Genomic DNA, 10768 nt, shown 5'->3' on the forward strand with positions numbered 1-10768 from the left:
ATGCATGGTTTTGCGCACTCAAATCGCCCGGCAATAAGTGCTGAATGCGGCCAAGGTTGACCGGCACAATGCCCGGTGGGAACGAGCCAATCACCAACACTGCCACCACCAAACCGGCCGCACTGTGGTTCAGCGCCAGCAAGGCAATGGCCAACGCTTGTACCGCGAGCACCACACGGCTGGTAGTGGCAAAGCCGATACGGTCAGCCAACGCGCCGTAAACCATCGGCCCGAGAATCGCGCCAATGCCATACACCACCCACACCATTGCCCCCCAATGCGCGCCCCATTGCAGGCCACGGGCAACGTAGTCGACCAAAAACACCATCATCGGCACCAACGCCACTGCCATCAGCGCGTATTGGGCATACAGCAGTTTTATCGCCACCGGGGTTTTGCCCTCGGCGCCCTGCGCCACCATCGGTATGGCCGCAGGTAATGAAGGCCAACCGGCCCAGCTCACAGCCGTAAGCACGGCCGACAACACGCCCAAGCCGATCCAGGTTTGCTGTAACCCCAGGTTCAACAACAACGGCACCAAGGTGCCTGATGCTGCGATGCCCAAACCCAAGCCAAGGAAAATCGCACCGCTGGCCAAGCCTTTGCGTGCGCCGGGAATAAACGGCAGCACGTTAGTCGCCGCCAGCACCATGATCGCCCCACCAGCCAGCCCGGAAACAAAGCGCCAGGCAAAAAACCACACCACCGATAGCGGAAACGCACAGGCCAAAAACGCCAGCGAGGCAAACACCATCATCAACCGCAACGTCCATGGCGCGCTTAGCCGCCGCGCGAGCGGCCGCCCACTCAGCGCCCCAGCCAGGTAGCCCACCAGGTTGGCGGCACCGAGGTACATCACGTCATTGGCAGCAAACCAATGGGCTTCAATCAGCGACGGAATCAACGGCGTATAGGCAAAGCGCGCCAGGCCGATGCCCACCAAGCTGGCACATAGGCCGGCGAGGATGGCGTGCATAACGCTGGGTTGGCGGTGGCTGATCGGTGAAGCGCTGGGCTGACTGGACATACAAGGCTCACTGGGCAAAAGGCTAACGGCGCTCCACGCCATCTTTGACATACCTGTCATGCTTGCTACTGTGGTCAGCTACTGGCAGGCTGTCAAGGCAATATTGACAGCCCTGACAAACATTCCTCAGCAGCGAGGCCAGCATGGTCGGCATCCGCCAATTCAACGAAGACGAAACCCTGGACCGCGCCCTGGAACTGTTCTGGCGTAAAGGCTACGGCGCCACCTCAATGCCCGAGCTGGCCCAAGCCACCGGGGTGTTGCGCGGCTCGCTGTACAACGCCTATGGCGGTAAAGAGGGGCTGTTTCTCGCCGTATTCTCCCGCTACCAAGAGGGTTTTCTGGCCGCTGCCGGCGAAACGCTAAAAGCCGTTGATACCCGTGAAGCGCTGAAAGCGTTTTTCAGCTTTGCCATTGCCTCAATGAAGTCCGGAGAGGCCGCACGCGGCTGCCTTTCAACCAAAACCGCAGTCGATGAAAACGCCTCGGCCGAACCGATTCGTGAAGCCTTGCGAGGCATGGTCGATGGTTTAGAACACCTGCTCGCCGAACGCCTGAACCAGGCCAGCGAACCCTTGGCGTTACCGGCGCCAGAGGCTGCGCGCTTACTGGTGACGCTTACCCGGGGCATTGTCGTGATCGAGCGGCTGTACCCCGATGCTGAGCGGCTGCAACGCACCGCCGATGCACTGGTAGATTTAATTGTTGTTGCTACACAAGGGCGTTAGCCGAGCAGCCCTTGTGCGCACAACCTGCCCACTGAAAACATCCGTTGCCTCCATCTTGGCAATAGCCGTACGCCTCTGCCAACCAGGCAAGTGCTAGGTCGTTAGGGGCATAGCGTTTACACGCCGATATACGCGGCGCTTCCAGCTGATTTGCTCATGTTGTAGTGCGCGATCAGGCGCATGACGTAGCCGATTTTTATTGCAGTTGGGCCGAGAATCACCCCGGCATGGGCGGCCACCAGCGTCGGCAGATTGAGGCTGCCTTCGTAACCGTAGGCGATAAACACGCCAACGATTAACAGGGCCAAACCACCGATCAGCAATTGGTTAGAAATGTGCAGAACATTTTTCGGCGAGCTCAGGTAGGCAAACATTGTCCATCCTCCAATTCAGCTAAGTAGAGAAGCCTATGCTTCCGTACTGAGTGCTTATCAGGATGCGTGCCACATTAAATATCTTTTAAAATCAAAGTCTTAAAATTCAGATAGTCGAAAAGACCTACAACCGATGGAAGTCATTAAGACCACATAAAGTCAAAATGACATAAAAATTCTGACACCTCAAACCCACCTATACTGCTCAAACCATTCCGTGCGGAACCCACCATGCTGCAAAAAACCATGGGCCTGCTGCTTGTGCTTTTTAGCCTCAGTGCCTACGCCGAGCGGCCGCTAATCGAGCTGTATATACCTGACGCCATGCCCCTGGCCGCCCCGCATGATCCGTTGGGTCACGGTTTGGTCGGCGATGCAGTTCTGGCGGCCGCCAAACAGGCCGGTTACCGGGTGAATATCGTCAGCGAGCCCTGGCTGCGGGCACAAAAGCGCGTACGTGAGGGCAAAAACCTGCTGATTTTGCCGCTGTCACGCACGCCTGGACGTGAAGAGCACTACACCTGGATAGCCTCGGTGCTACCACTGCCCCGGGCGTTTTTTACCTTTACCAAACCGGTGAAAAACTTCGACCAGGCCCGCGCGCGTTACCAACGTATCGGCGTAGGTATTGGCACCGCACAGGAGGAAATTCTGCTGAGTCAGGGTTTTAAACCTGAGCAAATCTACCCGCTGCTATTGGGCGACAAGCCCCTTAGGCTGCTCGAGCTCAACCGAATCGACGCGTGGTTTACCACCGTGCCCGAAGGGCAATACACCTGGACACGCAACACAGCGCAGCCGCTGCTGATAGGCCCGGAACTAGCAACCACAGAGATGTTTCTGGCCTGCTCAAAAGTCTGCGACAAAGCCATGGTCGACGCCCTGCGCGCCGCCATCAAGCAGCTACGCGCTGACGGCAGCATCGAGCGCATCCGTGCGCGCTATCTCGACCATTCAGCGCACTAAACAGCCATCAAATACCGCGGCGGCCCGGATCTTCCGGTGGCGGTGCCTCTTCCTCGATATCTTCCAGCGTCAACTCCATACCCCAATCACCCGCATCGGCGGCTTTGGCCACCGGCGCGGCTGGCGCCGCAACGGGCGCGGCCGGGGCCGCTGGCGTTTCGCGGTAGAGCTTGAGTTTGAGGCGTACGTTGTTGGCCGAGTCGGCGTTTTTTACCGCTTCCTCCTCGTCAATCGCCCCTTCGTTAACCAGCTCAATCAAGGCCTGATCGAACGTTTGCATGCCAAGGTTGCGCGACTTCTCCATGATTTCCTTGATCTCGCTGAGCTCACTGCGCTTGATCAAATCGCGCACCGTCGGCGTACCCAGCAACACCTCGACGGCAGCGCGGCGTTTGCCATCAACGGTTTTCACCAAGCGCTGCGAAACAAAGGCTTTGAGGTTATTACCCAAGTCGTTGAGTAACTGCGGGCGACGTTCCTCAGGGAAAAAATTGATGATGCGATCCAGCGCTTGGTTGGCGTTGTTGGCATGCAGGGTCGAGATGGCCAAGTGGCCGGTATCGGCGAAGGCCAATGCATGCTCCATGGTTTCGCGGTCACGGATCTCGCCGATCAGAATCACATCCGGCGCCTGGCGCAGGGTGTTTTTCAACGCCGCGTGAAAGCTACGGGTGTCCACGCCGACTTCGCGCTGGTTGATGATCGATTTTTTATGCCGGTGCACATACTCCACCGGGTCTTCGATGGTGATGATATGGCCGCCACTGTTGCGGTTGCGGTAATCGATCAGTGCCGCCAACGAGGTGGATTTACCCGAGCCCGTGCCACCGACAAACAGCACCAGGCCGCGTTTTTCCATCACTGTTTTCAGCAGGATTTCCGGCAGTTTGAGGTCTTCGAACTTGGGGATTTCCATTTTGATATTGCGCGCCACAATCGACACTTCGTTGCGCTGTTTAAAGATGTTGATGCGAAAACGCCCGATGCCAGCCAGCGAGATCGCCAAGTTCATTTCCAACTCGCGCTCGAACTCAATCTTTTGCGCCGAATCCATAATGGCATCCGCCACCGCTGCAATCTCGCCGGCCTTTAATGGTTCAGCGCTTAATGGCTTAAGCACACCATTAAACTTGGCACACGGTGGTGCCCCCGTGGACAGATAAAGGTCTGAACCATCCTGGGTCGCCAGAATTTTCAGCATCGGATTCAAGTCCATGGGGCGCATCTCCCTGAGTCGGTGGAGTTAATACGGTAGGTCAACAATGGCAAAAGCCCAGGCCAGCGCAAGCCATTGAATTGACGCCATTATTGCGGCACCCGTGATACTGGCACAACACGCAACCCAACCGCCTGCTCCAGCACGCTATCTGCGACCTATGCGACATAAATCGCCGCGCGCTATCAGGATGAACACCAACCCCCTCTAAGACTGCTGCATACGCAACTCGCCGTAGCTGATCATCCAGTGTGTGAACGCCGCCAGTGACACCTGATAACTGCACAGCACCCGGCTACTTTCCTGCGGCTGATAGTTCTCGAAATAGCAGTTGAGTACCAACCCGCTACCGTCGGCGGACAGCCTCAGGTCTTCTTCGCGAACCCGCAGCACGCCAGCGCGGCGCTCCACATCCTTACGCACCACCAGCATGTTATGCATGGTTTACTCCGCCAGTTCACAAGCGCCAAAGCGCTGCGCGGCATCCACTTGCCCTGCTCGGCCCTCAGCCAAACGCCGCGCCCGTTCGCCGGCAATATGGTCGCGCAACGCACTGTAGTAGTCCGGCCCGGTCTCCAGGCGATCCGTCAGCGGTAGCGCTGCCGCGCGTTGATCCACGGTGGAGCCAACGGTGTTCGCCGTGCTGATGGCCGCCACCGTATCGCTATTGCCACCGCCAAATGGCGAGAACATAAAGTTCGCCACCCGGCCTACGCTGTCGCGGCTGTTCGCCGAGCCTAGCAACGGCCATTCGAGAATCGGCCCAGCACCAATACCCCACACCCCGAATGTTTGCCCAAAGTCAGCATCGTGATGGGGCAAGCCCATGCGCCCGGCGGTATCAAATACGCCGGCCACGCCCAAAATAGTGTTTACGGTAAAGCGCCCTAGCGTGTTTAACGCGCGCTGGCCATTACCCTGCAACACATCGTTGACCAGCACCTTAGGCTCGGCAAAGTTGGCGGCAAAGTTATGGACGCCGTCCTGCACAGGTTGCGGCAAGTGGCCGTACCCCCGGGCCAGCGGTTGCATCACGTACTCGTCGGCCACCCGGTTAACGGTAAACACCTTGCGGTTCACCGGCTCCAGCGGATCGCGCAGCTCATAGCCAATGTCCGCACAATCCACTTGCTGTGGCGCCTGACTACAGCCCACCAACGGCACCAGCACCGCGCTCACGGCCAACACCCGCATTACCGCCACTTTTTGCTTTACCCACATAACACCCACCTCCTGAAGAATGGCGGCAAGCTTGGTGCTGTGGTTTTGCGCAAAGATGTCTGCTTAATGGCGGCGCAGCAGCAATATTGCGCGATTGAAATATATGACCGGGCGCGGCAAATGGTTTTAGATAAGCGCCTGCCCAGCCACCGGAAACCGCCAACGTGAGCAGCCTGCTGATCGTCGACGACGACGTGGAAATCCTCGCCCTGCTGAAGAAGTTTTTTGCTCAGCACTCCTACGACGTAGCGGTCGCTACCGATGGCGAAGCCATGTGGGCGGCCATCGCCCAACAGCGTCCCGATGTGATCGTGCTTGATGTCATGCTGCCTGGGCAAAGCGGCCTAACGCTTTGCCAGCGCGTGCATAACGAACTGGCCATCCCCATCATTATGCTCACCGCCATGGCCGAACTTAGCGACCGCATCATTGGCCTGGAACTGGGCGCCGATGATTACCTGAGTAAACCCTTCGACGCCCGTGAACTGCTGGCCCGGGTGCGCGCAGTGCAGCGCCGGACAGGCGAAACGCTAAAACCCAAAGGCGAAACACAACGGCCGGTGATTGTCTTCGCCGAATGGCAACTGGACGTTACCCGCCGCGAACTGCGCTCGCCCGAGGGAGTGATGATTCCGCTGTCCAGTGGCGAGTTCGAGCTGCTGCTGGTATTCGTCGACCACCCCGGTCGTATCCTCAGCCGCGAGCAATTGCTCGACCTCTGCCACGGCAACGCCCACGACGCGTTTGATCGCAGCATCGACGTACAGGTCAGCCGCCTGCGCCGCAAAATCGAGCCCGACAGCAAACGCCCGGACATCATCCGCACCGTGCGCAATGGCGGTTATCAATTCAGTCCGAAAGTCAGCCGCCGATGAACTGGCCGCCTCGCCCCACCGACACCATTGCCCGTTGGATTGCCCTGACCATCGCCCTGGCCATGGCGGCCGCCCTGCTGCTCAATTGGCTGTTTGTCGAGGTCGCCGGCGTATGGGCGCAGCCGCCCTTGGAAAAAAGCGGCCTGCTGGAGCGTGCCGCGATCAGCACGCGTCTTATCGAAACCGCACCGCTGGCATTGCGCCCGGAACTGGCCAAAGCAGCCAGCCAAAGCAACTTCGAGATTCACTGGTTTGCTGACCGCAACCAGCTGGAACTTCCCCCTGAAACAGACGATGACTACGAAGACGCGCAGGTGTTTTTCCAGGAGCTATTGGGCGGCGGCAGCCGACGCATCGAAGGCTTTGAACCGAGTGAGTGGCCCGCGCCGAATGACGACCGCCCCTATATGCTGCTAATCCAATTGCAGGACGGCAGCTGGCTGGCGTTCACCGCTCCCTACCGCAGCTGGGGGCTGGACCCGGCGCAGCGCTACAGCATCATCTTCGCCCTGGGTCTGATCGCCACTCTGGCGGTCGCCTGGTTTGCCACCCGCCGCCTGGCAACGCCGCTGCAACACTTCACCCGCGCGGCTCGGCGTTTTGCCAGTGACTTCCACGCGCCACCTATCGAGCCCATCGGCCCGCAGGAAATTCGCCAGGCCATCGTCGCCTTCAACACCATGCAGGCACAAATTCAGCATTTTGTCGCCGACCGTTCGCAGATGCTGGCCGCCATTTCCCACGACCTACGCGCCCCGCTTACGCGCATGCGCTTACGCGGCGAGTTTATTGAGGACGGCGAGCAGCAACGCAAGCTGTTCCGCGACGTGGACGAGATGCAGAGCATGATTAACGCTGCGCTCGACTTCTTCCGCGATGACGCCCGCCTGGAGCCGGCCACGCCATTCGACCTGGCCGAACTGCTGCAAACCTTGATTGATGATTACCGTGATCAGGCCATCGACATCGCGTTCAACGGCCCGGCCAAGCTGGTTTACACCGGCCGGCCGATCGGACTGAAACGGGTGGTGATCAACCTGTTGGAAAACGCGCTGAAATACGCCCACTCACCGAGCATCTGTTTGCGCAACAAGGCACAAGGCGTGGAGATTGAAATCAGCGACAACGGCCCCGGTATTCCCGAGCAGCACTTGCAGCACGTATTTGAGCCGTTCTTTCGCCTGGACAGTGCTCGCACCCCCAACTCCTCTGGCGTCGGCCTGGGCCTATCAGCGGCCCGCGCCATCGTGCGCGAACATGGCGGAGAACTGCGCTTAAGCAACCGCAACGCAGGCGGCTTGGTCGCGCAGGTGTGGCTGCCTTTGACCTAGGCGCTTACAGCGCCGCAACCGCATGCACTTCTATTTTCAAGCCAAGGCTGATGCGTAGCGCGTTAAAGATGGCAGCCAGGTTATCCATGCTTGGGTTGCCTGTCGGCGACAGCATGCGGTGCAGGCTTTTGCTGGGCTTTTGCGTATCGGCGGCTAGCTTTTCGAAACCGATGGTGGCGTTGACCAGGTCACGAAGAATCAGGCGAGCCACGTCGGGTTCACCGTTAAGAAACAGCGAAGCCGCCTCATCAAGCAGCGACTTGGCGAACTCGGGTTCGCGTTCAACGCGCTCAACGATGGTTTGTTTGAAATCTCGGGTTAGCGCCATAGCAACTTCTCCTTTAAACCGGGCGAGCCACCAAGCGACTCAGCCTTGCGCATTTTGTACTCGGCAAACAACGCCTGGGCCCGGCTAATGTCGGCAGGCTGGGTCGCCTTGGTGCCGCCACCGAACAAAATGATCAGCGTGTCGCCCTCTTTGGCCAGGTAAATGCGATAACCCGGCCCCCAGTCAATTCGATACTCACCGATACCGGCAAACCACTTGATGTTTGAGGTATTACCCAACTCCATCCGTAACAGCGCAGTGGCCACTTTACTGGCGGCCTGCACATTCAACGCATCAAACCAGCGCTTGTAGGGGCTTGATTGATCCTTGCGTATGTACTCAACGACTCTAGGCATGGCCATAGTAACCTATGTGTTACCAATAGAAAAGCCGATAATCCATTTATCAGCCAGCGCAGCATGCCGGGTACAACAAAGCAGCCCTAGCGGCTGCGTAGCAAAGGGAGTTGGGAAAGGTCGTTATTTATCAACGCTGGGCAATCAAGCCTGCTGGCACGCCAAAGCACGTGGCCAACTACCACTCCCCATTAATCTTCTCAGTCAACGGTAGTGGTGCCGGCAACGGGAAACTACGTACGCCAATGTTGGCTTTTTGTGGGCAGTAGAGCGAACGACAGAAGTCGCCGAGGTCTTCGGCGACCAGGCGATCGTCCTGCGCGAAGATGCGCAGCACACATTGGCTGCTCTGTTCTTGATAGAGGTAAACACCGGGCCCCTGCTTTTGCGCAACACCGCGCACGCGGCACGCTTGGTCGTCGCGCCCGGCAGCCCAGAGGGCGAATTTGAGATTGCCGTCGAGCTGGTTGAGTACCTCCATCCAGTCGGGGCCGTTTTCGCGGCGGCCGTCGCGGATGTCTATCCAGTCAGCGGCAACGGGCGATGTCAGTACAAGTAGCAGCAGGGCAAAACGCGCGGCAGGCATGGCGAAGTTTCCTCAGGGCAGGAAATCAGCGTAGCAGCGCTTTTTACCGCCATAAAAAACGCCGAGGCCACGTAGTCCGTGGGCTCGGCGTTTTTATCGCGCTGTGTGGCGCGCAGATGCAGGCGGCGTAAGGCTTACTTGCTTTTCTTTTTGCCCGCTTCGTTTAATGCAACCAACTGACTAGCGGCAGCTTCGAGTTTCGCCCGGATCTGCGCCAGTTCGTCGTAACGCTCGGCGATCACTCGCTTGGCTGGGCAGCGGCCGGTCAGACCACGCAGTAACACGACGCTGCCGATGGCGGCGCGCACGCTGCCGAGCAGACCGCCGTGGCGCAACCCCGTGCCCACCATGGCCACGCCGCTGGTAATGCACACCGCACGCTCCCAGCCATGTACGTTTTGTGGATGAGCATCGAGCTCACGGGCCAAGGCTTCAATAGCGGCCATAACGTTCTCCTTAGTATTCATTCGGATGATTTCCTCGAAAGGCATAAACAACCGACCGGTCAGTGGCGCGAGCGTTCAGTCTTTTGCGCTGGCCGAGACTTGCTTCAAGCCTGCATCGCATCCTGCGGCTGCGGCAATTCGGGGTTTTCGCCCGGCTCGCCACGGGGCAACTCTGGTGGCACGTCATCCGGCACTTCCGGCGGCTGCTCGTCCGGCACCTGGGCATAGAGCTCAGGCAGGCAGACGACAAACTCTTCACCGGCCAGGCGGTCGCTGAAGAAACTTTCCAATACTTTGCTTGATGCGTTCATGGTGGCCTCCTGAGCGGCTAGGCGGTTCATAGCGAAATACGACGGCGGTTAAACAGGGTTTGCATGGCGCGCAAGCTCAGTTCCTGACCGCTGTAGGTCGGCAGCTTGGCGGCGTTGCAGTGTGGGCTGTTGCCACTCAAGGCGTTGTCACGAATAAGCACTTCGCGCTTGAGGTTAAGAATCTCGTCGTTGGCAGCTGCTTGGCTGTAGACGTTCTTGGCGCTGATGACTTTGATCAGTGCCTGGCTGTCGTCCTTTTTCAGGTTCAGCACAAAGTTGCCGTCCGGGCGCGGTTGCAGGGAGACAGCGTGGCCGGGAAAGGCGGATACATAGAGATCGGTAAGTGGCTGCATGGTCTGCTCCTGAAAAATGTTTTTCTCAGGAGGGAAATTGCAAGATAGCGGCCAACCTTAAGTCGATTATTTATATGTTTAAATTCAATAGTTTAGCAACAACCCAAAAACACTTGCGCTGGCATTCTGCACGAACACCCCCTGTCGGCATCATGCAAATTGCACAGCCCAGCGCCGCAACCGAGCTGAACCCCCTCGCCCTACTCCGGTCACTACCCAAGTCGCTCCAACCAAGGCCGGGCCAATGTTTGAAGACTTGCAAAGCCATATCCCCCTCGCTGAACTCAAAACCCTTCTGGTCGCCGCCGTCACTGCTTTAGTCCTCAGTGTTGCGGCGCGCTTAGTCAGCAAGATGTTGCAACGCCTGGCCAACCCGCTGCCGTTTATGCGTGAAATGCTTCTGCAGCTGCGCCAACCCCTGTGTGTATTGGTGCCGCTACTCGGCGTGCAAACGGTGTGGACCGCGGCCGACGACAGCCTGATGCTGATTGGCGCGCTGCGCCACGTCACCACCCTGGCGATCATCGCCACCTTTACTTGGCTGGGCCTGCGCGCGGTGGCGGCGGTACAGGAGCTGATCCTTATCCATCACCCGGTGAACATCGCCGACAACCTGCGCGCCCGGCGCATCCAAACGCAAACCCGCGTAT

Annotated in this window: 15 protein-coding genes and 1 pseudogene; 5 read left to right on the plus strand and 11 right to left on the minus strand. The window is 58.5% G+C overall.

Annotated elements, in window-relative coordinates; translation table 11 throughout:
- Positions 1-976, minus strand: a 976-nt coding sequence (locus tag AAAB16_RS21200; protein WP_340665125.1) for a YbfB/YjiJ family MFS transporter, incomplete at its 3' end; no start/stop codon positions are given.
- A 194-nt stretch (positions 977-1170) separates the two neighbouring features.
- Between AAAB16_RS21200 and AAAB16_RS21205 the strand changes: the two genes are divergently transcribed.
- Positions 1171-1755, plus strand: a complete 585-nt coding sequence (locus AAAB16_RS21205) for a helix-turn-helix domain-containing protein (RefSeq protein WP_340665111.1) — start codon at positions 1171-1173, stop codon at positions 1753-1755.
- A 116-nt stretch (positions 1756-1871) separates the two neighbouring features.
- Here the strand turns inward: AAAB16_RS21205 and AAAB16_RS21210 are convergent, their stop codons facing one another.
- Positions 1872-2129, minus strand: coding sequence for a transmembrane sensor/regulator PpyR (locus AAAB16_RS21210; protein ID WP_340665112.1), 258 nt, complete (start codon positions 2127-2129; stop codon positions 1872-1874).
- A 231-nt stretch (positions 2130-2360) separates the two neighbouring features.
- On the opposite strand from AAAB16_RS21210, the gene AAAB16_RS21215 reads away from it, so the two are divergent.
- Positions 2361-3095: a transporter substrate-binding domain-containing protein gene (locus AAAB16_RS21215; protein WP_340665113.1), complete on the plus strand. Its 735-nt coding sequence runs from the start codon at positions 2361-2363 to the stop codon at positions 3093-3095.
- 7 nt (positions 3096-3102) lie between these two features.
- On the opposite strand, the gene AAAB16_RS21220 is transcribed toward AAAB16_RS21215, so the two are convergent.
- From AAAB16_RS21220 to AAAB16_RS21230, 3 genes are all read right to left on the minus strand, one after another.
- On the minus strand, positions 3103-4311 hold the full coding sequence (locus AAAB16_RS21220; protein WP_340665114.1) for a PilT/PilU family type 4a pilus ATPase: 1209 nt from the start codon (positions 4309-4311) through the stop codon (positions 3103-3105).
- Positions 4312-4518: 207 nt separating this feature from the next.
- Complete coding sequence (locus tag AAAB16_RS21225; RefSeq protein ID WP_340665115.1) at positions 4519-4752, minus strand: hypothetical protein; 234 nt, start codon at positions 4750-4752, stop codon at positions 4519-4521.
- A gap of 3 nt (positions 4753-4755) precedes the next feature.
- Positions 4756-5532, minus strand: coding sequence for a VacJ family lipoprotein (locus AAAB16_RS21230; RefSeq protein WP_340665116.1), 777 nt, complete (start codon positions 5530-5532; stop codon positions 4756-4758).
- A 164-nt stretch (positions 5533-5696) separates the two neighbouring features.
- Between AAAB16_RS21230 and AAAB16_RS21235 the strand changes: the two genes are divergently transcribed.
- Positions 5697-6407, plus strand: coding sequence for a response regulator (locus AAAB16_RS21235; protein ID WP_340665117.1), 711 nt, complete (start codon positions 5697-5699; stop codon positions 6405-6407).
- Complete coding sequence (locus tag AAAB16_RS21240; RefSeq protein WP_340665118.1) at positions 6404-7738, plus strand: ATP-binding protein; 1335 nt, start codon at positions 6404-6406, stop codon at positions 7736-7738. The genes AAAB16_RS21235 and AAAB16_RS21240 overlap by 4 nt, the downstream gene beginning before the upstream one ends.
- A 4-nt stretch (positions 7739-7742) precedes the next feature.
- On the opposite strand, the gene AAAB16_RS21245 is transcribed toward AAAB16_RS21240, so the two are convergent.
- From AAAB16_RS21245 to AAAB16_RS21270, 6 genes are all read right to left on the minus strand, one after another.
- Positions 7743-8066, minus strand: coding sequence for a transcriptional regulator (locus AAAB16_RS21245; RefSeq protein ID WP_340665119.1), 324 nt, complete (start codon positions 8064-8066; stop codon positions 7743-7745).
- The gene (locus tag AAAB16_RS21250) at positions 8057-8422 is read right to left on the minus strand and encodes a type II toxin-antitoxin system RelE/ParE family toxin (protein ID WP_340665120.1); all 366 of its coding nucleotides are present in this window, start codon (positions 8420-8422) and stop codon (positions 8057-8059) included. Before AAAB16_RS21250 ends, AAAB16_RS21245 begins: the two co-directional genes overlap by 10 nt.
- A 178-nt stretch (positions 8423-8600) precedes the next feature.
- The gene (locus AAAB16_RS21255) at positions 8601-9008 is read right to left on the minus strand and encodes a hypothetical protein (RefSeq protein ID WP_340665121.1); all 408 of its coding nucleotides are present in this window, start codon (positions 9006-9008) and stop codon (positions 8601-8603) included.
- Positions 9009-9142: 134 nt separating this feature from the next.
- Positions 9143-9475: a DUF2892 domain-containing protein gene (locus tag AAAB16_RS21260; RefSeq protein WP_340665122.1), complete on the minus strand. Its 333-nt coding sequence runs from the start codon at positions 9473-9475 to the stop codon at positions 9143-9145.
- Between the two features lie 83 nt (positions 9476-9558).
- Positions 9559-9765, minus strand: coding sequence for a hypothetical protein (locus AAAB16_RS21265; protein WP_340665123.1), 207 nt, complete (start codon positions 9763-9765; stop codon positions 9559-9561).
- 26 nt (positions 9766-9791) lie between these two features.
- Positions 9792-10118 carry a hypothetical protein gene (locus AAAB16_RS21270; protein ID WP_340665124.1) on the minus strand — a complete coding sequence of 109 codons (327 nt, stop codon included), beginning with the start codon at positions 10116-10118 and terminating at the stop codon, positions 9792-9794.
- A 244-nt stretch (positions 10119-10362) separates the two neighbouring features.
- Between AAAB16_RS21270 and AAAB16_RS21275 the strand changes: the two are divergent.
- Positions 10363-10768 (plus strand): annotated as a pseudogene (locus AAAB16_RS21275) (mechanosensitive ion channel family protein); the annotation flags it as partial.

The organism is Pseudomonas sp. (genome assembly GCF_037994325.1).
In the GTDB taxonomy this organism is placed as follows: domain Bacteria; phylum Pseudomonadota; class Gammaproteobacteria; order Pseudomonadales; family Pseudomonadaceae; genus Aquipseudomonas.

Excerpts from the sequence above, each read along its gene's own strand:
- AAAB16_RS21215 (WP_340665113.1), top strand. The coding sequence starts at position 2,361 with ATGCTGCAAAAAACCATGGGCCTGCTGCTTGTGCTTTTTAGCCTCAGT.
- AAAB16_RS21260 (WP_340665122.1), bottom strand. The coding sequence starts at position 9,475 with ATGAATACTAAGGAGAACGTTATGGCCGCTATTGAAGCCTTGGCCCGT.
- AAAB16_RS21250 (WP_340665120.1), bottom strand. The coding sequence starts at position 8,422 with ATGCCTAGAGTCGTTGAGTACATACGCAAGGATCAATCAAGCCCCTAC.
- AAAB16_RS21210 (WP_340665112.1), bottom strand. The coding sequence starts at position 2,129 with ATGTTTGCCTACCTGAGCTCGCCGAAAAATGTTCTGCACATTTCTAAC.
- AAAB16_RS21265 (WP_340665123.1), bottom strand. The coding sequence starts at position 9,765 with ATGAACGCATCAAGCAAAGTATTGGAAAGTTTCTTCAGCGACCGCCTG.
- AAAB16_RS21255 (WP_340665121.1), bottom strand. The coding sequence starts at position 9,008 with ATGCCTGCCGCGCGTTTTGCCCTGCTGCTACTTGTACTGACATCGCCC.
- AAAB16_RS21230 (WP_340665116.1), bottom strand. The coding sequence starts at position 5,532 with ATGTGGGTAAAGCAAAAAGTGGCGGTAATGCGGGTGTTGGCCGTGAGC.
- AAAB16_RS21240 (WP_340665118.1), top strand. The coding sequence starts at position 6,404 with ATGAACTGGCCGCCTCGCCCCACCGACACCATTGCCCGTTGGATTGCC.
- AAAB16_RS21220 (WP_340665114.1), bottom strand. The coding sequence starts at position 4,311 with ATGGACTTGAATCCGATGCTGAAAATTCTGGCGACCCAGGATGGTTCA.
- AAAB16_RS21270 (WP_340665124.1), bottom strand. The coding sequence starts at position 10,118 with ATGCAGCCACTTACCGATCTCTATGTATCCGCCTTTCCCGGCCACGCT.
- AAAB16_RS21205 (WP_340665111.1), top strand. The coding sequence starts at position 1,171 with ATGGTCGGCATCCGCCAATTCAACGAAGACGAAACCCTGGACCGCGCC.
- AAAB16_RS21245 (WP_340665119.1), bottom strand. The coding sequence starts at position 8,066 with ATGGCGCTAACCCGAGATTTCAAACAAACCATCGTTGAGCGCGTTGAA.
- AAAB16_RS21225 (WP_340665115.1), bottom strand. The coding sequence starts at position 4,752 with ATGCATAACATGCTGGTGGTGCGTAAGGATGTGGAGCGCCGCGCTGGC.